This window comes from Shinella sp. G-2, assembly GCF_050172695.1.
In the GTDB taxonomy this organism is placed as follows: Bacteria; Pseudomonadota; Alphaproteobacteria; order Rhizobiales; family Rhizobiaceae; genus Shinella.
The window spans coordinates 306,530-331,346 of the sequence record NZ_JBBEYH010000004.1; the positions used below are offsets into that span (position 1 = coordinate 306,530).

At 64.9% G+C, this 24,817-nt stretch carries 18 protein-coding genes and 1 tRNA gene; 13 read left to right on the forward strand and 6 right to left on the reverse strand.

Annotated features, from left to right (window positions below):
• The first annotated feature begins 55 nt into the window (after positions 1–55).
• Together V8U06_RS10540 and V8U06_RS10545 are read left to right on the forward strand one after the other, a co-directional pair.
• Positions 56–196 carry a hypothetical protein gene (locus V8U06_RS10540; RefSeq protein WP_427140577.1) on the forward strand — a complete coding sequence of 47 codons (141 nt, stop codon included), beginning with the start codon at positions 56–58 and terminating at the stop codon, positions 194–196.
• 238 nt (positions 197–434) lie between these two features.
• Positions 435–2,957, forward strand: a complete 2,523-nt coding sequence (locus V8U06_RS10545) for a methyl-accepting chemotaxis protein (protein ID WP_427140578.1) — start codon at positions 435–437, stop codon at positions 2,955–2,957.
• A gap of 181 nt (positions 2,958–3,138) precedes the next feature.
• Here V8U06_RS10545 and V8U06_RS10550 read toward each other — a convergent pair whose 3' ends face one another.
• Positions 3,139–3,591 carry an Lrp/AsnC family transcriptional regulator gene (locus V8U06_RS10550; RefSeq protein WP_427140579.1) on the reverse strand — a complete coding sequence of 151 codons (453 nt, stop codon included), beginning with the start codon at positions 3,589–3,591 and terminating at the stop codon, positions 3,139–3,141.
• A 117-nt stretch (positions 3,592–3,708) separates the two neighbouring features.
• On the opposite strand from V8U06_RS10550, the gene V8U06_RS10555 reads away from it, so the two are divergent.
• Positions 3,709–4,683: a nucleoside recognition domain-containing protein gene (locus tag V8U06_RS10555; RefSeq protein ID WP_427140580.1), complete on the forward strand. Its 975-nt coding sequence runs from the start codon at positions 3,709–3,711 to the stop codon at positions 4,681–4,683.
• Between the two features lie 101 nt (positions 4,684–4,784).
• Here the strand turns inward: V8U06_RS10555 and V8U06_RS10560 are convergent, their stop codons facing one another.
• Together V8U06_RS10560 and aceA are read right to left on the reverse strand one after the other, a co-directional pair.
• Positions 4,785–5,024 carry a hypothetical protein gene (locus V8U06_RS10560; RefSeq protein ID WP_226920376.1) on the reverse strand — a complete coding sequence of 80 codons (240 nt, stop codon included), beginning with the start codon at positions 5,022–5,024 and terminating at the stop codon, positions 4,785–4,787.
• A gap of 48 nt (positions 5,025–5,072) precedes the next feature.
• Positions 5,073–6,362, reverse strand: coding sequence for an isocitrate lyase (aceA, locus tag V8U06_RS10565; protein ID WP_427140581.1), 1,290 nt, complete (start codon positions 6,360–6,362; stop codon positions 5,073–5,075).
• A gap of 219 nt (positions 6,363–6,581) precedes the next feature.
• Between aceA and V8U06_RS10570 the strand changes: the two genes are divergently transcribed.
• The 5 genes from V8U06_RS10570 (at position 6,582) to V8U06_RS10590 (ending at position 12,235) form a co-directional block, all read left to right on the forward strand.
• A complete protein-coding gene (locus V8U06_RS10570) occupies positions 6,582–7,997 on the forward strand; it encodes a helix-turn-helix domain-containing protein (protein WP_427140582.1) in 1,416 nt (471 codons plus the stop codon).
• Between the two features lie 182 nt (positions 7,998–8,179).
• The gene (locus tag V8U06_RS10575) at positions 8,180–9,274 is read left to right on the forward strand and encodes a polyamine ABC transporter substrate-binding protein (RefSeq protein WP_427140583.1); all 1,095 of its coding nucleotides are present in this window, start codon (positions 8,180–8,182) and stop codon (positions 9,272–9,274) included.
• A gap of 80 nt (positions 9,275–9,354) precedes the next feature.
• A complete protein-coding gene (locus tag V8U06_RS10580) occupies positions 9,355–10,497 on the forward strand; it encodes an ABC transporter ATP-binding protein (protein WP_427140584.1) in 1,143 nt (380 codons plus the stop codon).
• A gap of 3 nt (positions 10,498–10,500) precedes the next feature.
• Positions 10,501–11,412, forward strand: a complete 912-nt coding sequence (locus V8U06_RS10585) for an ABC transporter permease subunit (RefSeq protein WP_427140585.1) — start codon at positions 10,501–10,503, stop codon at positions 11,410–11,412.
• 4 nt (positions 11,413–11,416) lie between these two features.
• A complete protein-coding gene (locus V8U06_RS10590; RefSeq protein WP_226920370.1) occupies positions 11,417–12,235 on the forward strand; it encodes an ABC transporter permease in 819 nt (272 codons plus the stop codon).
• Between the two features lie 15 nt (positions 12,236–12,250).
• Here V8U06_RS10590 and V8U06_RS10595 read toward each other — a convergent pair whose 3' ends face one another.
• Entirely contained in the window at positions 12,251–14,083 is a 1,833-nt protein-coding gene (locus tag V8U06_RS10595; protein ID WP_427140586.1) for an AsmA family protein, read from the reverse strand.
• A gap of 179 nt (positions 14,084–14,262) precedes the next feature.
• Here V8U06_RS10595 and V8U06_RS10600 point away from each other — a divergent pair, with 179 nt between their 5' ends.
• Positions 14,263–16,215: an acetoacetate--CoA ligase gene (locus V8U06_RS10600; protein ID WP_427140587.1), complete on the forward strand. Its 1,953-nt coding sequence runs from the start codon at positions 14,263–14,265 to the stop codon at positions 16,213–16,215.
• 267 nt (positions 16,216–16,482) lie between these two features.
• On the opposite strand, the gene V8U06_RS10605 is transcribed toward V8U06_RS10600, so the two are convergent.
• Positions 16,483–18,060 (reverse strand): ABC transporter permease, encoded by a 1,578-nt coding sequence (locus V8U06_RS10605; protein WP_427140616.1) that lies wholly within the window; start codon positions 18,058–18,060, stop codon positions 16,483–16,485.
• A gap of 185 nt (positions 18,061–18,245) precedes the next feature.
• Positions 18,246–21,938, reverse strand: coding sequence for an ATP-binding protein (locus V8U06_RS10610; RefSeq protein ID WP_427140588.1), 3,693 nt, complete (start codon positions 21,936–21,938; stop codon positions 18,246–18,248).
• Between the two features lie 240 nt (positions 21,939–22,178).
• Between V8U06_RS10610 and V8U06_RS10615 the strand changes: the two genes are divergently transcribed.
• The 4 genes from V8U06_RS10615 to V8U06_RS10630 all read left to right on the forward strand — a co-directional run bounded on the left by V8U06_RS10615 (position 22,179) and on the right by V8U06_RS10630 (position 24,683).
• Positions 22,179–22,628, forward strand: a complete 450-nt coding sequence (locus V8U06_RS10615; RefSeq protein WP_226920365.1) for a phasin — start codon at positions 22,179–22,181, stop codon at positions 22,626–22,628.
• 143 nt (positions 22,629–22,771) lie between these two features.
• Positions 22,772–22,848 (forward strand) — tRNA-His (locus tag V8U06_RS10620).
• 333 nt (positions 22,849–23,181) lie between these two features.
• Positions 23,182–23,757 (forward strand): TetR/AcrR family transcriptional regulator, encoded by a 576-nt coding sequence (locus tag V8U06_RS10625; RefSeq protein ID WP_427140589.1) that lies wholly within the window; start codon positions 23,182–23,184, stop codon positions 23,755–23,757.
• Complete coding sequence (locus tag V8U06_RS10630) at positions 23,754–24,683, forward strand: DMT family transporter (protein WP_427140590.1); 930 nt, start codon at positions 23,754–23,756, stop codon at positions 24,681–24,683. Before V8U06_RS10625 ends, V8U06_RS10630 begins: the two co-directional genes overlap by 4 nt.
• Positions 24,684–24,817 lie beyond the last annotated feature (134 nt).

The following is a 24,817-nucleotide window of genomic DNA, read 5'->3' on the forward strand; positions in this document are numbered from 1 at the left end:
GGAGCCGGCCGGCCGGATCGTCCGGGCTGCGCCACCGCGTAATGGAGTAGTGCTGATGCCTCAAGGACGTCGTCCCGCCCGTGCCGTCGCCATCGCCGTCGCAGCAGAGGAAAGCCGCCGCCGGCTGCTCTTCATCACCCTGAATTGCACCCTTGCCGCGAGCCTCATTGCCGGCCTCGCGCTTGCCGTGTTCTGACGCTTCCGACTGGTCATAAATCGGTTTAAAGCGGTGATGGAATTTTAAAGATTGCCGCCGATGATCCCCGGATTGAGGTCCGGAGGCCGAGTCGCCATGGTGCAGACACGGCCGGCAATGAATGCACTCCCGGATAGGCGGCATTGCGGCCGCATGACAGTCGGTAATCCGGCGTCCGAATCCTGGGGAGGCCCTAAAAAGGGCAGGGGTGGAGCACGCCGACAACGGATGTTCCGCTATGTTCATCGATAGAATTCTTGCGCGTTTCAAGATCCAGACCAAGGTTCTGGTTTTCATCCTGCCTTTCGTGCTCAGCATCTGCGCGGTGGGCTTCACCGGGCTTTATGCCTCGGGCCTGCTTCAGGGCCGCATGGAGATTTCCAACAGCGTCCTCCAGTCGCTGAGCGGCTTCAAGGATGTCTATGCCGGCATGAACCGCTTCCTGCAGAACACCAGCGAGGAAAGCCGCAACGGCGTTCATGAGCGCCTGACCGCGCAGGTCGAGGTGCTGCAGGACACGATGGACGGCCTTGCGCCGGATGCCGACAAGTCCAAGCTGATGGACGCCCAGGCCCAGACCAAGGATATCGAAGCGCGCATGGACGGGCTCTGGTCGCTCTACCAGAAGGAAGTCGCCCTGCATGACACGATGGACAAGAACCTGAACACGCTGACCAGCGAGCAGGTGAAGATCCTCGACGAGGCGACGAAGCTCCAGCGCACGGTGCGTCAGAACGAGAATGCCGCCAAGAGCATGCTGCGCGAGGCCGAGCGCCTGACCGCCGCCAGCAAGTTCTTCGGCGAGTTCCTCTCCGAGTTCAGCCGCGGCGCGACGCCGGAGGATCAGCTCAAGATCGTCAAGGAGCGTTATCCCTTCTTCTCCAAGACCGAACGCTCGATCGCCATGATCCTGCCGAAGAACCAGAAGGTCGTGTCCATCACCATCCGCAACACGATCGACGAGCTCGGCGCCTATCTCAATTCGTCCGATCCGGCGAGCGTCACGGTGCCGGAAATCGCGCGCCGCGTGAACCGCTTCCGCCAGGTCACCATCCAGATGCAGGGCGCGGCCGCCGAAAAGATGCGTGAAGCGACCCGCATCTTCAACGAGCTCGACGCACCGATCATCAAGTCCGAAGCGGTTCTGAGCTCCACGCGCAAGCTGGTGTCCTCCATCGACGACATCGAAGTCGCCGCCGCCCGCTTCCTCGGCCAGACCTCGGTGCAGAACCGGGTCAAGCTGCTCGGCAACCTTTCGATCCTGCGCATCGACATGAACGGCCTGCGCGGCAGCGCCAGCGGCCTGCCCTTCTTCGACAAGGTCGACGAGACGCTGAAGCCGCTGATCGAGCGCATCGAGGCCGACAGCGCTGAGCTGGTGAAGATCAGCACCGAGCGCGTCGCCGATTTCGACGCCGCCGGCCAGTCGATCGATACGATCTGGAACCTCCTCAGCCAGTTTGCCGAGGAACAGAAGGCAAGCGCCGGCACCGAGCGCGAAAAGGCCAACCAGGTCTCGATCTTCGCCACCGTGGCAGGCGCCGCCATCGCCATCCTCGCCGGCATCGCGCTGGTGCTGACGCTGAAGGGCCCCATCGGCCAGATCACCGGCGCCATGCGCCGCCTGGCCGACGGTTTCCTCGACACCGGCATTTCCGGCGAAGGCCGCGCCGACGAGATCGGCGACATGGCCCGCGCCCTCGGCGTCTTCAAGGAAAACGCCCTGTCGAAGATCCGCATCGAATCGGAAAGCGAACAGCAGCGCGCCACGGCGGAAGCCGAGCGCGCCCGCAACGATGCCGAAAAGCAGAGCCTCGACGCCGAGATCGACTTTGCCGTCAGCGCCCTTGCCGCCGGCCTCGGCCGTCTTGCGGCCGGCGACCTGTCGCGCCAGATCGACACGCCGTTCTCCGGCCGTCTCGAACAGTTGCGCCGCGACTTCAACGTCTCGCTGGAACGTCTTCAGGATACGCTCGGCCAGATCCGCAACAACGCGCTGTCGATCCAGCGCAGCGGTTCGGACATGCTGCAATCGGCCGATGCCCTGTCCAAGCGCACCGAATCGCAGGCCTCCTCGCTGGAGGAAACGGCCGCCGCCGTCGAACAGATCACGGCGACCGTGCGCTCCTCCGCCGAGCGGGCGCATGAGGCGAACCTCGTGGTCGGCACGACCAAGCGCAGCGCCGACAGCTCTGCCGCGGTCGTCAACAACGCGATCGCCGCCATGGACCGCATCGAGGGCGCCTCGCGCCAGATCGAGCAGATCATCGAGGTGATCGACGACATCGCCTTCCAGACCAACCTTCTCGCCCTCAATGCCGGCATCGAGGCCGCGCGCGCCGGCGAGGCGGGCAAGGGCTTTGCCGTCGTCGCGCAGGAAGTGCGCGAACTCGCCCAGCGTTCGGCGAGCGCCGCCCGCGAGATCAAGGGCCTCATCGAGAAGTCGACGAGCGAGGTCAGCGCCGGCTCCCACCTCGTGCAGGAGACGGGCGCGGTGCTTGCCTCGATCAGCCAGCAGATCGTCACCGTCAGCCAGCATGTGGACATGATGGCGACGGCGAGCCGCGACCAGGCGGCGGCGCTGCAGGAGGTCAACGGCTCCGTCAACCAGATGGACCAGATGACCCAGCAGAACGCCTCGATGGTCGATCTCACCACCACGGCGAGCCGCAAGCTTGCCGGCGATGCCGATACGCTGATGATGCTGGTCGAACAGTTCCGCCTCGAGGCGGAGGAGCACGCGGTCTACCGCGCAGCTTGATCCGCCCGCGACCCGACACGCGCCCGCAAGACGAAGGTCTTTGCGGGCGTTCTTTTGCCCGCTTCCATCGGAGCCGCGATGAAGAGTCCGGCACGCAGATGCGCCCCTGTGCATGGCCGGCAAGACAGATCGCTTCTCGCGGGCGACCATGATCAAGCGGCCTGCGGGTAGGCGCGGCCGGTCAAAGGCGGATGGCGGTCTCGTCTTTCGCCGTCCGCATCACCACCATGGTGAAGAAGCGGGCGACTTTGTGCTGGTCGCTGAAGAGCCTGTCGCACAGCGCGACATATTCTTCCATGTCGCGCAGCCACAGCATCAGGACGACATCGGTTTCGCCGGTGACGGCATAGGCCTGCGACACGGCCTCTTCGGCGACGGCGATGTCCAGGAAGCGGCGCATGTGCTGTTCGCCGTGCAGTTTCAGTTCCACCGTCACCAGCGCCTTGATGGTGCGCCCGGCCCTGGCCGGGTTCAGGATCGCGACGATGCGGTCGATCACGCCGGTTTTCCGCAGCCGTTGCATGCGGCGCAGGCAGCTCGAAGGCGACAGGCCCACCTCGTCCGCCAGGTCGACATTGGTGCGCGATGCGTCGCGTTGCAGGAGGTTCAGGAGTTTCCGGTCGATGCGATCCATCCACCCAGCATAGAAGCCGGAGACATCTTTGCAATAAAATTGCAAAGAACTGCAATCTTTGACCAAAACTGCGAGACGGTTCGGGTTAGGAAGAGGGCAACCGGAAGGAGCCCACCAATGCCGTTCTTGACCTCAGCCCTGCAAAAAACCAGGCAGACCCTCGAAATCTACTGGGTGCTTGTCCGCATCACCGTCCCGATCGCGCTCCTGACGGAGCTGTTGTCGCGTATGGGGGTGATCGAGGCCATCACGCCCGTCTTCGCGCCCGTCATGAACCTCGTCGGGCTGCCGCCGGAACTGGGCCTTGCCTGGCTGACCGGCATGCTCATCGGCATCTGGGGCGCCGTCCCGCTGATCTTCACGCTCGTTCCCGTCTCCTCGCTCAGCGTCGCCGATGTCACGATCTTCTCGGCGCTCATCCTCTTCGCCCATGCCCTTCCCATCGAGCAGAAGATCATCCAGCAGGCGGGTCCCGGCATGGTCGCCACGACGGCGCTGCGCTTCTTCGGCGGGCTGCTCTATGCCTTTCTGCTGCACCAGGTTCTCTCGGTCACCGGCTGGCTTTCGGCGCCGGTCGATCCCGCCTGGATCCCCATGAGCGCGACGCCCGACTGGAGCACCTATCTGCTGGGCCTCGGCGAGACCATGGTCTGGATGCTCGTCATCCTCGTCGTGCTCTCCTGGAGCCTCGAAGTCCTCAAGGTGACGGGTGCGCTGGGTCTTCTGATGAAGGCGCTGTCGCCGGTGCTGCGTCTCGCCGGCATCCGGGGGGAGGCGGAACATCTGACGGCCGTCGGCCTGTTCCTCGGCATTTCCTACGGGGCGGGCCTCCTGATCCGCGAGGCGCAGTCGGGCGCGATCTCGCCGCGCCAGATCTTCCTTTCCTGCGTCCTCATGGGCTTTGCCCACAGCGTCATCGAGGACACGCTCATCGTGATCTCGCTCGGCGCCGACGTCTACGGCGTTCTTGTCGGTCGGGTCGTCTTCGCCGTCGCGGCTACGGCCGCCATCGCCTTGCTGCTGCGCCGCCTCTCGGACCGGACGTTCTTCGCGCAGATGTTCCGGCCGGTCCCGGTCAAGGCGGAAGGCTGACGCGCCAAGGGCAGTCCGCTGCGGCGCCTCGCCAAACCTGTGAAACGAAAAATCCCCGGCGCAGGGAACGCCGGGGATTTTCTTGACTGGATATGCCTGTTTCAGCCGCGACCCTGCGTCACGATGACGGGGATCAGGAGATCCCCCCAGTTGCCCTCTCCGCCATGGTGGCGGGCGGAGCGGACGAGCTCGACCGAAACGCCGGCCTCGACCGCCTTCATGACGGACTGGTTGAGGCGGTGCAGGTCGTTGGCGACCATGCGGATCATGGCCTGCTGGTCGGCGGTCATGGCGGAAGCCTGTTCTTCGGCTCGTTCCTTGACGCGGGTCTGGACTGTCATGGCATTTCTCCTCTTATGTCGGGGTTCTTGAAAGGTTGACGTTCAGGGTTATTCGGCGGCCGGGCGGAACTGCTCGTGCTCGGTCGATTCATGCATGGCGGTGGTCGACGACTGGCCGCCGGTGATGGCCATGGAGACGGCGTCGAAATAGCCGGTGCCGACTTCGCGCTGGTGCTTGGTCGCGGTGTAGCCGTTGACCTCGGCGGCGAATTCCGCCTCCTGCAGCTCCGAATAGGCGGCCATCTGGCGGTCCTTGTAGCCGCGGGCCAGTTCGAACATGCCGAAGTTCAGCTGGTGGAAGCCGGCGAGCGTGATGAACTGGAACTTGTAGCCCATCGCACCCAGCTCGCGCTGGAACTTGGCGATGGTCGCGTCGTCCAGGTTCTTCTTCCAGTTGAACGAGGGCGAGCAATTGTAGGCGAGCAGCTTGCCCGGATGGGCCTTGTGTACCGCCTCGGCGAACTTGCGGGCCTGTTCGAGGTCCGGCTTGCCGGTTTCCATCCAGATCAGGTCGCAATGCGGCGCATAGGCGATGGCGCGGGCGATGCACGGCTCGATGCCGTTCTTGACCTGGTAGAAGCCTTCGACCGTGCGGCCCCGGTCCTTGTCGACGAAGGGCTGGTCGCGCTCGTCGATATCGGAGGTCAGCAGCTTGGCGGCCTCGGCGTCGGTGCGGGCGACGATGAGGGTCGGGACACCCATGACGTCGGCGGCGAGGCGCGCGGCGTTGAGGTTGCGGATATGGGCCGCGGTCGGGATCAGGACCTTGCCGCCGAGATGGCCGCACTTCTTTTCCGAAGCGAGCTGGTCCTCGAAGTGAACGCCTGCGGCGCCTGCCTCGATGAAGGCCTTCATGATCTCGAAGGCGTTGAGCGGGCCGCCGAAGCCGGCTTCCGCGTCGGCGACGATCGGGGCGAACCAGGTATCGACCGAAAGGCCGTTGCCTTCCGCGGTCTCGATCTGGTCCGCGCGCTGGAGCGTGCGGTTGATACGCTTGGCCAGTTCCGGCGCGGCGTTCGCCGGGTAAAGCGACTGGTCGGGATACATGGCCGAGGCGGTGTTGGCGTCGGCGGCGACCTGCCAGCCGGAGAGATAGATCGCCTTCAGGCCGGCACGGACCATCTGCATGGCCTGGTTGCCCGAGAGCGCGCCGAGTGCGTTGACGAAGTCTTCCTCGTGGATGAGCTTCCACAGACGGTTCGCACCGTTTTCGGCCAGCGTGTGCCGGATCTGGACCGAGCCGCGCAGCTTCTCGACCGTCTCGGCCGTATAGGGGCGCTCGATACCGTCGAACCGGCCCTTGGGTGCGCTCGGAACAAGGTTGTAAAAGTCGGTCATAATATCCTCCAATGCGGTGTCTCGGGATCGGGGATGGGCTGTCTGTTGCCCCGATGTCATGTGACAGTATTTACATCGCAGCGCACAACAGGGCGAGAGAAAACCGGAAAATCAGAGGGATAATCGGGTAATGATGTCTTGTCTTTGACAGGATCGCTCTGTAAAAAAGTAAAAATTGTAAAATTGACTGACGCGCCCGTCGTGTAAAGGATTTGACATATGGCGGAGAACAAGATCTTTGCCGGCCCCAAGGTCCGGCGTATCCGCAACACGCTGGGGCTGACCCAGACGGCGATGGCCGAGGGCCTGTCGATCTCGCCGTCCTATCTCAACCTCATCGAGCGCAACCAGCGGCCGCTGACGGTGCAGCTCCTCCTGCGGCTCGCCTCCGTCTACAAGGTGGACCTCGACGAGCTTCAGGGCGAAAGCGCCGACAATGCGCGTCAGCTGCGCGAGGTCTTTGCCGATCCGCTGCTGTCAGGCGAATTGCCGGGCGACCATGAGCTGGTGGAAATCGCCGATGCCGCGCCGAATGTCGCGAGCGGCATCGTCAAGCTCTACCGCGCCTACCGGGAACAGGCCGCGCGCCTCACCGACCTTGCCGACCTGCTTGCCCGCGAGGGCCATGCGACGACGCTTTCCGGCGCGCTGCTGCCGATGGACGAGGTGCGCGACAAGCTGGAGAACCGCGCCAACTATTTCGGCGCCATCGACGAGGCGGCCGAGCGCTTCCATGCGGCGCTGGCGCCGGGCGACGAACTGGCCGCCGCGTTGAAGGGCTGGCTGCGCAAGGAGCACGGTGTCGTCGTGCGCCTGCTGCCCGTGCATACCATGCCGAACCTGCGCCGCCGCTTCGACCGGCATTCCATGCGCCTCTTCCTGTCGGAGCGCCTGTCGCCCTTCGACCAGTTGCGCGAGATCGCCATGGAGACGGTGCAGCTTGCGCTTCAGGACGAGATCTTCGCCGAACTCGACCTGCTCGCCTTCTCGACGGCCGAGGCCAAGCGCATCGCCCGCTTCGAGCTGGCGCGTTACGCGGCCCATGCGCTGATGATGCCCTACGAGGCCTTCCATGCGGCGGCGCAGCGCGCGCGCTACGATATCGACGTGCTGCGCTCGCGCTTTGCCGTCTCCTTCGAGCAGGCGGCGAACCGGCTGACCATGCTGCAGCGTCCCGGCAAGGCGGGCGTGCCCTTCTTCATGCTGGAAATCGACAATGCCGGCAACCGCTTCCGCCGGGCGGGCGCGCAGGGCTTTCCGCAGGCGCGCTTCGGCGGAAGCTGTCCCAAGCTCGGCGTGCATTCCGCCTTTTCCCAGCCGGGGCAGGTGCTGGTCGACCGGGTGGAAATGCCCGACGGCACGGCCTTCCTGACGATCTCCCGCACGCTGGAAGGCCCGCAGGGCATCTTCGCCGAGCGGGTGCGCCGGACCGCGCTGCTGCTCGGCTGCGACGCCGCCCAGGCGGAGGAGACGGTCTATGGCGAGGCGGTGCGGCGGGAGGGGGCTGTCGCCGTCGGCACGGCCTGCCGGCTTTGCGAACGGCAGGGTTGTCTTGCCCGCGCCGAACCGCCCGTCACCCGTCCGCTCGGCCTCGACGAAATGGTGGCAGGGCTCAGCCTTTTCGACTTCCAGTAAATTTCGCTTGCTTTCCGTCGAAGATGCGGCTTCAAATATGATAGGAATGGGAACAATGTGATACAAAAATCGTCCTGTGTTTGCGTAGAATGCCGCTTGTCGCCTCTTGAAAAACAACCATAATCGGCGGCGTTGTTCATACGAACTCATAGGTCCGGAAAAGAAAACTGGGAGATAAATCAATGATAAGACGTAGTCTTTTGGCGACTGCCGCCTTTGCCGCGCTTCTTTCCGCCGGCGGTGCGTTCGCCCAGGAAAAAGTCGTAAACGTCTACAACTGGTCGGACTATATCGACTCATCGATCATCGACGATTTCACCAAGGAAACCGGCATCAAGGTCGTCTATGACGTCTACGATTCCAACGAGATCCTGGAAACGAAGCTGCTCGCCGGCGGCACCGGCTACGACGTCGTCGTGCCCACCAACACCTTCCTCCAGCGCCAGATCTCGGCGGGCGTCTACCAGAAGCTCGACAAGTCGAAGCTGCCGAACCTCAAGAACATGTGGGACATGGTCGCCACCCGCATGGAGCCCTTCGATCCGGGCAACGAATATTCCATCAACTACATGTGGGGCACGATCGGCATCGGCTATAACAAGGCCAAGATCAAGGAAGCCCTCGGTACGGACCAGATCGACAGCTGGAGCGCCATCCTCGACCCGGCGAATGCCGAGAAGCTCAAGGATTGCGGCATCAACATGCTGGATTCGCCGACCGACATCATTCCGGTCGTGCTGGCCTATCTCGGCCTCAACCCCGACAGCCATGACCCGGCCGACGTTGCCAAGGCCGAGGAAGCGCTGATGAAGGTGCGCCCGTTCGTGCGCAAGTTCCACTCGTCGGAATTCATCAACGGTCTTGCCAACGGCGACATCTGCATCGCCATCGGCTGGTCGGGCGATATCTTCCAGGGCCGCGACCGCGCGGAAGAGGCCAATAACGGCGTCGAAGTCGGCTATGCCATCCCGAAGGAAGGCACGCAGATGTGGTTCGACCAGATGGCGATCCCGGCCGATGCGCCGCATGTCGAAGAGGCGCATGCCTTCCTCGACTACATCATGCGCCCGGAAGTGATCGCCAAGGCATCGACCTACATTCACTATGCCAACGGCAACAAGGCTTCGCAGGCGCTGCTGCCGGAAGAGATCATCAAGGATACGACGATCTATCCGGATGAGGAGACCCTGAAGAAGCTCTTCACCAACACGACGCTGGACGCCAAGACGCAGCGCCTGTTCACGCGCACCTGGACCAAGATCGTGACCGGTCAATAACCGGTCCACCAGGAATTGCCCGGAAGCCTCTTCCGGGCAATTTCATTTTGACTGCCAAGAAAAAGAGATGGGGACAGGCAATGAAATCTCTCGGCAATATCCGTCGCTCCTTTGCGCCGTGGACGGATCCGGACGCAAAGCCATTCATCACGTTCCGCAATGTCACGAAGCGGTTCGGTGATTTCACCGCCGTCGACGATCTCACGCTCAACATCTACCACCGCGAATTCTTCGCCCTTTTGGGGGCGTCCGGCTGCGGCAAGTCCACGCTGCTGCGCATGCTCGCCGGCTTCGAGCGACCGACCTCGGGGGAAATCATCCTCGACGGCCAGGACATCGCCGGCATCCCGCCCTACAAGCGGCCGGTCAACATGATGTTCCAGTCCTACGCGCTGTTCCCGCACATGACGGTGGAGAGCAATATCGGCTTCGGTCTGCGCCAGGACGGCATGCCGAAAAGCGAGATCGCCGAGCGCGTCGCCCAGATGCTGAAGCTGGTGAAGCTCGAAAAGTTCTCCAAGCGCAAGCCGCACCAGCTTTCCGGCGGCCAGCGCCAGCGCGTGGCGCTCGCCCGCTCGCTCGCCAAGCGCCCGAAGGTGCTGCTGCTCGACGAGCCGCTCGGCGCACTCGACAAGAAGCTGCGCGAGGAAACCCAGTTCGAACTGATGGACCTGCAGCAGGAACTCGGCCTGACCTTCGTCGTCGTCACGCACGACCAGGAAGAGGCGATGACCATGGCGGACCGCATCGCGGTCATGAGCCACGGCAAGGTCATCCAGGTCGCGACCCCGGCGGAAATCTACGAGGCGCCGAACTCCCGCTTCGTGGCCGACTTCATCGGCGACGTGAACATTCTCGACGGCAAGGTCTCGGCGAGCGGCAACGGCAAGATCGAACTGGCCGTCAACGAGGGCTTCACCGTCCGCACGGCGGCCGCCGACGCGCCGGCGATGGGCAGCGCCGCCGGCTTTGCCGTTCGGCCGGAAAAGCTCAAGGTCAGCCGCGCGGCCCCGGCCGACGCCTCCGTCAATGCGGCGCAGGGCGAAATCTGGGATATCGGCTATCTCGGCGACATGACCGTCTTCTACGTCAAGCTCGACAGCGGCAAGGTGGTGAAGGCCTCCATGCTGAATGCCCAGCGCGAGGTGGAAAACCCCATCGCCTATGACGAGAAGGTCTGGGTCTCCTTCGGCGAAACGGCCGGCGTCGTGCTGAAGGATTGACCGATGAACAAGCTCGGCTCCGCCATCTTCAGCCGCCTTGTCATCATCATTCCCTATGCCTGGCTGCTGTTCTTCTTCCTCGTCCCGTTCTTCATCGTCTTCCGCATCTCGCTGTCCACCACCGCGATTGCCCAGCCGCCCTATGAGCCGGTCTTCGCGCTGGCGGACGGTCTTTCGGGCCTCTTCGGCAAGATCGGCCAGCTGAGCTTCGACAATTTCGTCTGGCTCACGGAAGACGCGCTCTATTTCAACGCCTATCTGTCGAGCCTCTGGATCGCCGGCGTCTCGACCTTCATCACGCTGCTGATCGGCTATCCCATCGCCTATGGCATGGCGCAGGCGCCGCGCACCCTGCGGCCTACGCTGCTGATGCTGGTCATCCTGCCGTTCTGGACGAGCTTCCTCATCCGCGTCTATGCCTGGATCGCCATCCTGAAGCCGGAAGGCCTGCTCAACCAGTTCCTCATCGGCACCGGCCTCATCGACCAGCCGCTGATCATCATGAACACCAACTGGGCGATCTATATCGGCATCGTCTATTCGTACCTGCCCTTCATGGTGCTGCCGCTCTACTCCGCGCTGGAGAAGATGGACAACACGCTGATCGAGGCGGCGCAGGATCTCGGCTGCCCGCAGATCACCGCCTTCTGGAAGGTGACGTTCCCGCTCTCCATTCCGGGCATCGTGGCGGGCTGCATGCTCGTCTTCATCCCGGCCGTCGGCGAATTCGTCATCCCCGACCTGCTCGGCGGGTCGCAGACGCTGATGATCGGCAAGACGCTGTGGAACGAATTCAACGCGAACCGCGACTGGCCGGTTTCGGCTGCCGTCGCCACCATCCTGCTCCTCATCCTGGTCGTGCCCATCGTGTTCTTCCAGAATGCGCAGGCCAAGGCCGAAGAGCAGGGGAGGTAAGCCCATGAACACCTGGTCCCGTTTCAACATCACCTCGGTCGTCCTCGGCTTTTCCTTCCTCTATCTGCCGATCGTGCTTCTGGTCGTCTTCTCCTTCAACGAGTCCAAGCTCGTGACGGTCTGGGCCGGCTTTTCGACGAAATGGTATGTCGCGCTGTTCCATAACCAGGGGCTGATGGATGCGGCCTGGGTGACGGTCCGCGTGGCGCTGCTGGCGGCCTCCGTGGCCACCGTGCTCGGCACCATGGCGGCGCTGGCGCTGACGCGCTACACGCGCTTCCGCGGCCGGCTGCTGTTTTCCGGCATGGTCTATGCGCCGCTCGTCATGCCGGAGGTCATCACCGGCCTCTCGCTGCTGCTGCTCTTCGTCGCCATCGGCTTCGACCGCGGCTTCTGGACGGTGACGCTCGCGCACATCACCTTCTCCATGTGCTTCGTCACCGTCGTGGTGCAGTCACGCCTCATGTCCTTCGACCGTTCGATCGAAGAGGCGGCGCTGGATCTCGGGGCGACCCCGGTCAGGACCTTCTTCGAGGTGACGCTGCCGGTCATCGCGCCGGCGGTGCTCTCGGGCTGGATGCTGGCATTGACGCTCTCGCTCGACGACCTCGTCATCGCAAGCTTCACCTCCGGCCCGGGTGCGACGACCCTGCCAATGAAGATCTACAGCCAGGTGCGTCTCGGCGTGACGCCGGAAATCAACGCGGCCTGCACGCTGCTCATCGGTCTCGTCGCCATCGGCGTCGTCATCGCCTCCGTCATGACGAAGCGGCGCGAGGTGCAGCGCGTGCGTGACGAACAGGCGGCCTTCGCCGGCCGCTGAGGCGCGCGAAAAGCCCTACTGACGGGGCTGCTGCCCCGTCAGGATGGAGATCGGCGAGATCACCGGATCGGGCCAGGAGCCGCCGACGAAGAAGCTGATGGCCGGCTTGACGGCCGTCGCCCCCGCCTGCGGGCGATCCGCCAGCGTGCCGGCCAGCGCCACGCTGCCCGTGCGATAGGGGATCATGCCCGAAAGCGTCAGCAGCTTGTCCGCGCTTTCGATTTCCGCCTTGGTGAGTTCCGCAAGGCCCCGGTCCAGCCGGGCCTCGACGTCGGCGCGCGTGAAGTCGAAGGTGCCGCCGGCCGTTTCCTTGATGTTGAAGAAGGCATTGCGCGCCGCGCGCTCCTCGAAGGCCGCGCGGTCGAAATGGGTGAGCGTGCCATTGCCCAGGCGCAGCCGGAATTTTCCGGACATGTCGGATACCGTCGTCGCCCAGAGCGGGCGGTCCGTCGACAGCTCGAAATCGGCCGAGCCGGTGCCGGTCGGTAGCGGGCCAGGCAGGCCGAGCGTGCCGACGATCGCGCCCATGTCGACATTGCTCAGCGACATCTGGAACTGCCCGCCGCCGCGAAAACCGTTTTCGGCAAGGGCGATACGTCCGGTCATGCGCCCGTCGAGGAAGGTGCTGTCGCCGATATCGAAGGAGGCGCGGCCGTTCTCGATACGCATGCCGGCGGCAAGGTTCTGCAGCGAGAAGGGCGAGAAATCCGCGGTCTTGGCGGACAGGCGCAGGTCAACGCCGAACTGGTGGATGAAGGCCGTGTCGATGGTCGGCGCATTCTGGTCGGCGTCGGGCAGCGGCGAGAAGGCCGTGAGAAAGGCGCGCAGATCGATGCGGTCGAAGGCGAGGGTTCCGCCGACCTGCGGCACGCCTTCGGGCGGCATGGCGAGATCGAGCACGCCGGTGGCCTGGGCGTTGTCGAGCGTCAGCTTGACGTTCTCGAGCTTGGCCGCATAGCCCGAGGTCGCTATGTTCGCCTCGACGCTGAGCTGGCCGACGGTGCCGACCGCCGGGATATCCTTGCCCTGCCAGGCGAGCAGCCGGCCAAGGGAGGGCGTCGCCAGTTGCAGTGCACCGGAAATGAAGCCGTTGCCCGAGAGATTGGCCGTGCCGTCGAAATTGACCGTGGTCGGATCGGCCGAAAGGTTGGTGCGCACGGCCGCGTCGCGCCCGGCAAGCAAAGCGAGCGGCTGGTCGCTGGCAAAGGACCAGCGGGTCATCTCGCCATTGACGACAGCGGAAAGCGAAAGCTCGAGCCGCCGGCGCAGCGCCGGCCAGGTGATGGCGCCGTTGATATCCGTGATGCGATAGGGGCCGCCGTCGGCGCGCGCGATATCGAGCACGCCGTCATGGATGGAGATCGAGCCGATGCGCTCGTCGGGAAGATCGGCGGCTTCGCCCGAAGGGGCCGAGGCGGTGGCGTCGATGGCCTGCATCATCCAGCCGCTGTGCCGCCAGTTGAACACGCCCTTGGCATCCCAGCCGACATGGATCGCCGGCCGGACCAGCTCGAAATCGCTGAAGGCCGGTTGGCCGCGTACCGCGCCGAGCAGGTCGAAGGTTGCCGAAATGGCCTCGGCGGAGCCAAGCAGGCTGCCTTCCCCTCCGCTGGTGATGCGCACATTGCCGAGCGTCACGCGCGGATAGGGCCAGAAGGCGAACTGCGCCTGCCTGCCGACATGCACCTCGGCGCCCGTCCAGTTTTCCAGTGTCTGCTCGACGCCGCGTGCTACCGTCTCCGTCTGCACCAGGAAGGGGAAGGCGATCCGCACGGCCGCAACGACGATGAGAACGCCGAGGATTGCCCGCACCAGCAGCTTCGATCGGAGGAAACGGGACAGGGTCATCAGGGGCGCGGTCCTCTGCCGGGAGCGTAATATCTCAAGCGAAACGGGGATAGGCGCTCATGCGGAAGAAATCAAATGCCGCCATGGCGGAATTTCGTCCGGCGACGGCGCGATCCGGCATTCGGCGGTGTATATTGCGACGCAACATAGAGTGGGAATGCCAAGGAGGGGAGGACAGCATGACGTCGGAAATGCCCTTGTGGGAACCTTCGGCCGAAATCCTGGAAAAGAGCCCGATGGCGCTCTTCATGAGAGCCGCCGGCGTGAGGGCCGGGCGCGATTTCAAGACCTATGACGATCTCCATGCCTGGTCGGTGGCGGAGCGCGCGGCATTCTGGACCGCGATCTGGGACACGTGCGGCGTGATCGGCGAAAAGGGCGCAACGGCGCTGGAAAACGGCGAACGCATGCTGGAGGCGCGTTTCTTTCCCGAAGGGCGGCTGAACTTTGCGGAAAATCTGCTGCGAAGGACTGGCCCCGATGATGCGGTGATCTTCCGCGGTGAGGACAAGGTGGCCTATCGCTGGTCATGGGACGACCTGCGCGCCCGCGTCTCCAGGCTCCAGCAGGCCTTTGCCGCCATGGGCATTCAGGAGGGCGACCGCGTCGCCGCGATGATGCCGAACATGCCGGAGACCATTGCCTGCATGCTGGCCGCCACCTCGCTTGGCGCGATCTGGTCCTGCTGTTCGCCCGATTTCGGCGATCAGGGCGTGTTCGACCGCTTCGGCCAGATCGAGCCGAAGCTCTTCATCGCCTGCGACGCCTACTGGTATGCCGGCAAATTGCAGGACGTTTCGGACAAGGTGAAGGCCGTCGCCGGAAAGCTCGGCGTGCCGGTTCTCGTCGTACACTATGCCGGGGATGCCGAGGCGCTGGCGGCGGCGTTGCCGGACGGGCGTATCTTCGACGCCTTCATCGCGCCCTATGGGGAAAAGCCGCTCACCTTCGTCAGGCTTCCCTTCCGCCATCCCCTCTACATCCTGTTCTCCTCGGGCACGACGGGCGCGCCGAAATGCATCGTGCATTCGGCCGGCGGCACGCTGTTGCAGCACCTGAAGGAGCAGCATCTGCATTGCGGCCTCGTTGCGGGGGACCGGCTGTTCTACTTTACCACCTGCGGCTGGATGATGTGGAACTGGCTGGTCTCGGGCCTGGCGGTCGGCGCGACGCTCTGTCTCTTCGACGGTTCGCCCTTCCATCCGGACGGCAATGTGCTGTTCGACTATGCCCAGGCGGAACGGTTCGCCGTCTTCGGCACCTCGGCCAAATACATCGACGCGGTGCGCAAGGGCGGTTTCACGCCGCGCAGGACGCATGATCTTTCAAGCCTGCGGCTTCTCACCTCCACCGGCTCGCCGCTCTCGCCGGAGGGTTTTTCCTTCGTCTATGACGACATCAAGCCGGACGTGCAGCTTGCCTCCATATCGGGCGGCACGGATATCGTGTCCTGCTTCGTGCTCGGCATTCCGCTGAAGCCCGTCTGGCGCGGCGAAATCCAGGGGCCGGGCCTCGGCCTTGCCATGGATGTCTGGGACGAGGACGGCCGTCCGGTGCGCGGTGAAAAGGGTGAGCTGGTCTGCACGAAGGCCTTCCCCTTCATGCCGGTCATGTTCTGGAACGACCCCGAGGGCGCCAAATATCGCGCCACCTATTTCGAGCGTTTCGACAATATCTGGTGTCATGGCGACTTCGCCGAATGGACCAGCCATGACGGCATCGTCATCCATGGCCGGTCGGATGCGACGCTGAACCCCGGCGGGGTGCGCATCGGCACGGCGGAAATCTACAATCAGGTCGAACAGCTGGACGCGGTCGTCGAAGCCCTCTGCATCGGCCAGAACTGGGACAATGACGTGCGTGTCGTGCTCTTCGTGCGCCTTGCGCCCGGCATGGTGCTGGACGAGGCGCTGGAAAAGACGATCCGGACGAAGATCCGCACGGGCGCGTCGCCGCGCCATGTGCCGGCGAAGATCGTTGCGGTCGCCGATATCCCGCGCACCAAATCCGGCAAGATCGTCGAGCTTGCCGTGCGCGACGTCGTGCACGGCCGCCCGGTCAAGAACAGGGACGCGCTTGCCAATCCGGAAGCGCTGGACCTCTTTACCGATCTTGCCGTGCTGAAATCGTGACGGCGCGCCGGTGATGCCGGACAGGCCATGTTAACCAAATGCACGAAGTTGTGAACGAAAGGTTTGTGCCGGAACCGGTCAGGTAAGGATTTGTTAAACCGGAATGGCGCAAGGTCGTGCCAACTTGAGCGCGCCCGATGAAGGGCGTACCGGTCGCACCCGACCCCGATGGCATGAAGCCGTTCCTTCGCTTTTGTTGGACAGCATTCAACTATCGGGGCGGCTTTTGCCGCCCTCTTTTTTACCGCCCCCCTATATCGCCTCTTTTTATCGATTGCCCTTGTCGAGCGAGCGCGAGACGAGGAAGACGGGAATGAGCCCCACCGCAACGATGATGATGGCCGGCACGCCGGCATCCTCCACCTTCGCCCGCGAGGCATCCTCGTAGACGAGGGTCGCCAGCGTGTTGAAGTTGAAGGGCCGCAGCATGATCGTCGCGGACAGTTCCTTCATGGTCTCGATGAAGACGAGAAGCGCCGCCGTCAGCGTCGCGGGCCGCATCATCGGCAGCAGCACGCTCCACAGCGTCTGGCCGCTGGTGCGTCCCAGCGTGCGGGCAGCCATGTCGAGATGCGGCGAGAGCTTGTGGAAGCCCGCATCGATCGTGCCTTCCGCCATCGTCAGGAAGCGCACGGTGCAGGCATAGATGATGGCAAAGCCGGTGCCGGAAAGCAGCAGGCCGGTCGAGATGCCGAACTGCGCGCGCAGGAACGCGTCGAGCATGTTGTCGAAATTGGCGAGCGGGATCAGCACGCCCATGGCCAGCACCGTGCCGGGCACGCCATAGCCGAAGGAAGCGAAGCGCCCGGCGGCGCCGTTCAGCCGCGAGCGGGTGGTGCGCGCCGCATAGGCGAGCAGGAAGGCGAGCAGCACGGCGATCACCGCCGTCGAGCCGGACACGAGCACGCTGTGCCAGAGCGCCGAGAGGAGCCGCGTCGAGGCGAACTGTTCCAGCCGCCGGGCCGCATAACCGCCGAGCACGAAGACGGGAATGGCAAAGCCGATGACCGGCGGCATCAGGCAGGCAAGGCTGGCCGCCCACTTCTTCCAGCCCGTGAGCCGAAGCCGCACGGAATCGTGCACCGCGGCCGTCGTCTTCTGGCTGGCGAAGCGCTGCCGGCGGCGCGCGGCGCGCTCCACCATCATCAGGCAGATGACGAAGACCAGCATGACGCAGGCGATCTGCGCCGCGCCGGCAAGGCTGCCGCGGTTGAGCCAGGTGTCGAAGATCGAGAAGGTGAGCGTCTGCACGCCGAGATATTCGACCGCGCCGATATCGTTCAGCGTCTCCATGGCGACGAGCGTCAGGCCCACCATGATCGCCGGCCGCGCCATGGGGATCTGGATGCGCGCGAACACTTTCAGCGGCCCGGCGCCGAGCGTGCGGGCCACATCCGCCGCCGCGCGGCCCTGCATCAGGAACATCGAGCGCGCGGCGAGGTAGATATAGGGATAGAGCACGCTGGACAGCACCAGCATGGCCCCGCCGGTGGTGCGCACCTCGGGGAACCAGTAGTCGCGGCTGGTCTGGAAGCCGAGGAGGGCGCGCAGACCCGTCTGCACCGGTCCGGTGAAGGAGAAGAATTCCGCGAAGGCATAGGCGCCGAGATAGGCGGGGATGGCGAGCGGCAGCACGAGCAGGCCGGAGAGCACGCGCCGCCCGGGAAAATCGCAGCTCGCCACCAGCCAGGCAGTGATGACGCCGGTGGTCGCCGTCAGCGTGGCGACGCCGGCGAGCAGGATCAGCGTGCGCAGCGTCGCGCGGGGAATGACGTTGCTGAGGAGATGCGGCCAGTTGTCCGTGCCGCCCGTCGCGGCGATGACGATGATGGCGATGGCGGGCATCAGCACGATCGCCGCCGCCAGCACGGCGGAGGCGGTGAGAAGCGGATGGCGGGCTGCGCCGGAACGGCGTCGGCCGCGCGCCGGCACGCTTTCGGAAAGGACCTGCAAGGCATTACCTCGACGATGCGGCAATCCCTGGAAACGGGATCGCCGGAAGGCGTTTGGCCCGGTCTAGACCAATCGGCTCAATCTGCCAACACGCGCGGCGAGGGAAAGATCACCTCGACCAGCGTGCCCTCGTTCGGCGTGGAGCTGATCGCGAAGTTCGCCCGGTTGGCATCGACCATCGCCTTGGTGAGCGGCAGGCCGAGACCGGTGCCGTCGCCGCGCTTGCGCGCGCCGGTCGTCACCTGCCGGAAGGGTTTCATCGCCTGTTCCAGCTCGCTGCGCGTCATGCCGACGCCGGTATCGCGGATGCGCAGCACGACGCTGCCATTCGCCTCATAGGCGGTGGAGACGACGATCTGCCCGCCCGAGGGCGTGAAGCGGATGGCGTTCGACAGGATGTTGAGCGCGATCTGCTTGATCGAGCGCAGGTCCGCGACGATCTGCGGCACATTGGCCGAGAGCGAGGTGCGGATGATGACGCGCTGGGCATTGGCCTGCGGCTGCACCAGCGAGACGGCCTCGGAGATCGTCTCGTTGAGACCGACGGCGGTGAATTCGAGATCCATCTCGCCGGCTTCGATCTTGGAAATGTCGAGCAGGTCGTTGACGATATCGAGCACATGCCGGCCGGAGCGGCCGATGTCGTTGGCATATTCGATGTAGCGCGGATGGCCGATCGGCCCGAAGCGTTCCGTCGCCATCATGTCGGAGAAGCCGATGATGGCATTGAGCGGCGTGCGGATCTCGTGGCTGACGCGGGCGAGGAAATCGCTCTTGTGGGCATTGGCCGTCTCGGCCGCGCGCTTGGCGTTGCGCAACTCGTCTTCGGTGCGCTTCCACTGGGTGATGTCGCGGATCACGGCGCAGTAGCCGGCGGAGGAGGAGAGGCGGCCCATGGTCATGAAGAGCGGGATGAAGCCGCCGGCCGCCTCGCGGCCGATGACCTCGCGCCCGTCGTTGAGCACGCTTGCGACGCCATGGTCGGAAAGCCCGGCAAGATAATCCTGCACCGCCTTCTGGCTTTCATGCGCGAAGAGCATGGCGAAGGGCCGGCCGCGCGTCTCGTCCTCGTCATAGTTGAAGAGGGCGCTCGCCGAGCGGTTCATCGAGCGGATGTCGCCATCCTGGCCGACGACCACGACACCGTCCGTCGCCGTTTCGAGGATGGAGCGCAGCTCGCTGACTTCGATGCGCAGCGCCGAGATCGCCGCCTGGTCGGCGGTGCGGTCTTCCGCTTCCGCCGGTGCCACGGCCGGTGTTTCGACCAGGGTCAGGGCCGGCTTCTCATGGGCGGGGGTCAGCGCCAGCATCAGCGCGGTGCCGTCTTCCCAGCGGATCGATTGCAGCCGGGCGCGCACGGCGCTGGTGCTCTCGCCGTCGGCATGGCGCAGCGCCATCGTGCCTTCGCTGTCTTCGGCATCCTCGTCCGGGCCGGCGAGCAGGATATCGAGGCCGCCGGAGGCTTCGAGGTCTTCGATGCTGCGATAGCCTGTCAGGCGGAAGAATTCCGGATTGGCATGGATGAGGCGGTCGCCGACATGGACGAGCAGGGCAACCGGAAGCGCATCGACCACCGCGCCGGTAAGGCCGTAGTCCATCTGTCGGCGCGAGGGCGCGAAAGCGTTGCGCTCGCCGGCGGGCTCGTCGGTCAGGAGATCGTCGGCATGCGGGCCGACTTCGAGGCCGGGCATTTCCGTCTCTGCCTCGCTGGCGGCAGGCGTTTCCACGGCCGTATCTTCGGTCGCGGGCTGGTTCGCCTCGTCCGCTACGGCATCGGGCGTTTCGAGCGGCTCGCCCGGCGGGCGGTCTTCGGGCTTGCGCTTGCCGAAGGTCTCGCCGAGCTGGCGGGCGATCTCGCGGAAGGCGGCCTGCTCGCCCGTGGAAAGCCCGTCGAAGAGCCCCGTGCGGTTGCGGCGCGTCTCGAGTTGCACGACCTTGTCCGAGTGGCGCCGGGCGGGCGTCTCGACGAGGCGCAGCGCCGGGCGCTCGCCGCGGAAGGCGTCCTGTTCGTCGTCCGGTGCCGGAAGCGCCTTCGCTTCGCTGGATGCGGCGTCGCTCTCGGCGTCCTCGCTCGCAGACGGGTCGGCGGCGTCTTCGGAAGAGGGCGCCGCGTCCGTGCTATCGTCCGGCTGCGCCGACGCGTCGTCGTCCGCCTCGAAAGTTTCATCGGCGGGTGCGTTCAGCGCGTCCTCGGCATTTTCGAGAAGTGCGCCGGTTTCCTCCGCGAAGGTCTCTTCCACCAGCGCGGTTTGCGCGTCGGGCTCTTCGTTCGCGACGGCCGTCTCGTCCAGTGCCAGGCCCCGGGCGTGCGGATCCGTTGCCGCATCGGCGATGCGCACGATGCCGAAGCCGCGGAACCCGTCGAATTCGCGGTTGCGGGAATAGGTCGGAAGGGCGGCGAGGTCGACCGGAACGACGAGGTTCGTGCCCTCGACCGGCCAGTGGATCGTCTTGCCCGACCAGGTATCGCGCCGGCTGAGCAGATCGCCGATCTTGCCATCCGGGTCGAGATCGAAGCGGGCGGCGACAGCGCTGAACTTTTCGCCGGAGATGGCGGCGGCCGCGGGGCCGACGGCGGCGGCGAACTCTTCGGAGATTTCGCTGAACCGGCCCTCGGCGTCGATCTTCCACACGAAGCGGATCGGCCGGCCCTGGCGGTTGAAGAGGAAGCCGGAATTGCCCTCGTTTTCTTCGGAGGCTTCGCTTTCTTCAGATGTTTCGTCCGTGCCTGCCTGGCTTTCGTCTGCCTGGCTTTCGCTCAAGGCCAACTCGGGCGAAGGTGCGGCCTCTTCGGCGGCGGCAACCTCTTCCAGTTCGGCCGGCGCTTCCGGCAGGTCCGAAACGGTCTCGACCGGCTCTCCGGCAAAGGTCTCTGCGCTGACGATCTCCGAAGGTTCTTCCAATGGCGTCTCGTCCGCGACGACATCCTCGCCGGCGGCGTGTTCTTCCGCGATGGCCGGTTCGTCGATCCCGGCGGCAGGCGCGTCCTCCGCCTCGGCGGCCGGTTCGTTTTTCGCTTCCGGCTCCGCCAGCGGTACGAGTGCAGCCTCCGTGGGCGCCTCGGCAACGGAGGCGGGCTTCACGTCCTCATGCGGATCGAGATGGCCGAGAATGGTTTCGACGGCGAACAGCAGGTAGAGGGCCGGCTCGCTCGAAATATGGCCGATGGCGGCGGGCAGGTAGCCGAGACCGGTGGCGATCGGGCGCTTGACGAGCCGCTCGCTGCTGCGGCCGGCCGCCTCGGCGAGGGCGCGCCGGGTTTCGGGGCTGATCGCCAACCCGTCGAAGCCGTTCGAGGCCGCGACCACGGCGCCGTCGCTGTCGAGCACCGCCATATGCGTGTCGGGATCGTCGAAGCCGGCGAGCATGGCGGACGCGGCGTCCTGCTGGCTCTGCCCGGTGGCAACGGGCGCGCTGAAGAGGATCGCCTCTTCGCCGCGGCGAATGGCAAGACCCTCGACGGCGGCGTTCACCGGCACGCTGCGAAAGCCGCTGCCGATGCGCATGATGAGATTGCGCCGTTCGCCGGGCGCCGTGACCTGGCGCGCGGCGGCGGCCAGCTGGCGGAAGGCGACGTCGGCGCGGTCCGGGCCGGCATCGAGAAAGTCGTAGATATTGTCATGGCCGAAGAGGGCGGCGCCCCGGCCGTTCGACCAGAGCACGCGCGCCATATCCCGCGAAAACAGCACGACGGCCTCGCCCCGGGAAAAGGGCAGGCGCACCCGCTCGTGGACGGCGACGTCGATGAAGGGATACTGCTTTGCGGACATGTTCGGGCCTGTCTTTCCGGCGTCCCGGCTCTCGATTAACGCTTTATTAATAGCGGCGCATAGGCGGAGGGTCCAGCATGCGACCCGCAAAGCCCCGGGCTTTCGGGCGGAAGGGTTAACGCCTGCCCTGATTTATTGTGCAGCGCACAAAATTGTTGCAATGCGAAATGAGATCGACTATATAGAGGTCATCCAAGAACACGGCGCCTCTAGAGAGGGCCAAACCAAGGAGCGCAGACAATGGCTACCAAGAAGACCGACGACGTATTCTCCATCGCATCCATCGACCCGTCCAAGCTTTCCGAAAGCTTCCGTGAATTCGCCGAAAAGGGCGCCGTTCAGACCAAGGAAGCCTATGCCAAGATGAAGGAAGCTGCCGAAGACGCCACGAAGACCGTTGAAGCGACGCTCGAAAGCGCGCAGGCCGGCTCCGTCGAACTCGGCCTCAAGGCCATCGAAGCGCTCCGCACCAATGCCGAAAACTCGCTTTCGCACATGGAAGCCCTCCTCGGCGTGAAGTCGGTTTCCGAGCTGTTCGAACTGCAGACCGCCTTCCTGCGCAAGCAGGCTGAAGTCGCCGTCGAGCAGGCCAAGACCCTTCAGGAAACCTCCAAGAAGGTTGCCGAAAAGGTTGCCGCTCCCGGCAAGTCGGCTGCCGAGAAGGCCATGAAGTCCTTCAAGACGGTCTGATCCGCGCCATGGTGCGGGTTTCGACCCTGTGATAGAATGGCCGGGCGTCGTCCGGCCATTTTCATTTGGGGCAGTGCAAAAAACGCTTGAAAAAAGCTCCGGGTCCCCGTATGTGACCCCCAAGCGCGCCGGACGCGCCTTGTGCGGTTGTAGCTCAGTTGGTTAGAGCGCAGGTTTGTGGCACCTGAGGTCGGTGGTTCGACCCCACTCAACCGTACCATTCCCCTCTCCCAGTAAGTCGATATGTCACAAAGACTTACCGGGAGAGGGGAACTTCCTTCCCGATCCCCGATCCCGCAAAACAGTCCTGACGGTTTACGCCCGCAGCATCTTGGGTGCCCGCCGTGGACCGCTGGAGATGGCTGAGGCGCCGGGGAGATCGTGCCAGAACCCGTGAGGCGTGGCGCGAAACCCTCTCTTGCCCCCATCCCGCCTCCCTTCATCTCATGAATGATCGCCCTTCAGACCGACGCGGTTTTCGCGCCGTTCGTCCGCACACCTTGACAGGTGAGCGAAATAGGTAGATCGGTCTACATATGAACGGAGGCGCGGAATGAGCGAGCGGGTGCCGGCACGGGAGCGGTTGCTGAAGGCGGCGGCGGAACTGTTTTATCGGGACGGGGTGGGGGCGACGGGGATCGACACGATCACCGCCCATGCCGGCGTCGCGAAGATGAGCCTCTACAACAATTTCGCCTCCAAGTCGGATCTGGTGAAGGCCTATCTCGATGCGCGGCTGGAGGAGTGGCACGCGCTCTTCCGCGAGCGGCTGGCCGGGGCCGGGACGCCGCGCGAGCGGCTGCTGGCGGTCTTCGATTCCTATGTCGACCATGCCGAACTCGCCTATGGCTGGGGTTTTCGCGGCTGCGGCCTGCTCAATGCGGCGGCGGAACTGCCCGTCGGCGATGCCGGCCGGGCGACGGTGGCCTTCCAGAAGGACGAGGTCGAAGAACTCTTCCGGACCTATCTGCGGGAGATGAAGCCCGAGGATGTCGCCCTTGCCGACGAGACGGCCGAGCACCTCTCCTTCGTGCTGGAAGGGGCGATGGCCCGCGCCGGCCTCGACGGGCATGACGGGCGGCTGAAGGCGGCCCGAAGGATCGCACTCTCGATCATGGACCGCCTATGACCGCCACGGACCTTGCCGTCTCGCCGCCACGCCGGCCCGCGCAGCTCAAGGCGCTCGCCATCCTCGTCATTCTCGAGGCCGCGCTGGTCGTGTGCTGGAGCGCCGGCTTCATCGGCATCCGCTTTGCCAGCGACCATGCGCCGATCTTCCTCATCCTTCTGTGGCGCAGCCTCGTATCCGGCCTCGTCCTCCTGCCCTTCGCCCTCCTGCTGGGGCCGAAGCTGCGGGGCAGGGACGTCGCCTTCCAGATGCTGCTCGGCGCGCTTGCCATGGCGGGCTATCTCTCGGGCTTCGCGCTGGCGATCGGCCTTGGCGTGCCGACCGGCCTCGTCGCGCTGATAACCGACATGCTGCCGCTCGCCGTCGCGTTCCTTTCCTGGCCCATTCTCGGACAGGCGCTGAGCGGCCGGCAGTGGATCGGTTCCTTCATCGGGCTTGTCGGCGTGCTCATTGCCTCCGGCGGCGCGCTCGATCTCGGCGCGGTGCCGCTCTGGGCCTACGGATTGCCCATTCTCGGCACACTGTCGCTGGCGCTCGCGACGCTTCTGCAAAAGCGCAGCCGGGTCAACGCCATGCCCGTCTACCAGAGCCTTTGCATCCAGTGCCTGTCCGCGGCCGCCCTTTTCGTTCCGCTCGCCTGGCATGAGGGCGGCGTGCTGCCGGTGATGGAGGAGGGCTTTGTCGGCGGCATCCTGTGGCTCGTCTTCGTCGCCACCTTCGGCGCCTGGAGCCTCTATTATCTGGCGCTGCGCAAGTCCTCGCCGGCGCGGGTGACGGCGGTGCTCTATCTGAGCCCGCCCGTGACGATGATCTGGGCCTTCGTGATGTTCGGCGAGCCGCTGTCCTGGGCGATGGCCGCAGGCCTCCTCGTTTCCCTCGCCGGCATCCTCATCGTCGCCCGCGCGCAGCCGGTCGTTCACCCCTAAGCGGCTGTAAACGTTTCGTTTACTACATAAGCGATGGCTGATCCCGATTCGGCACGCCATTAGGACTCCGTTGACCAATGAATCCCTAGGGTCCTCCCGTTCCCATGACGGGAACCGGTCCGCATGACGCGCCG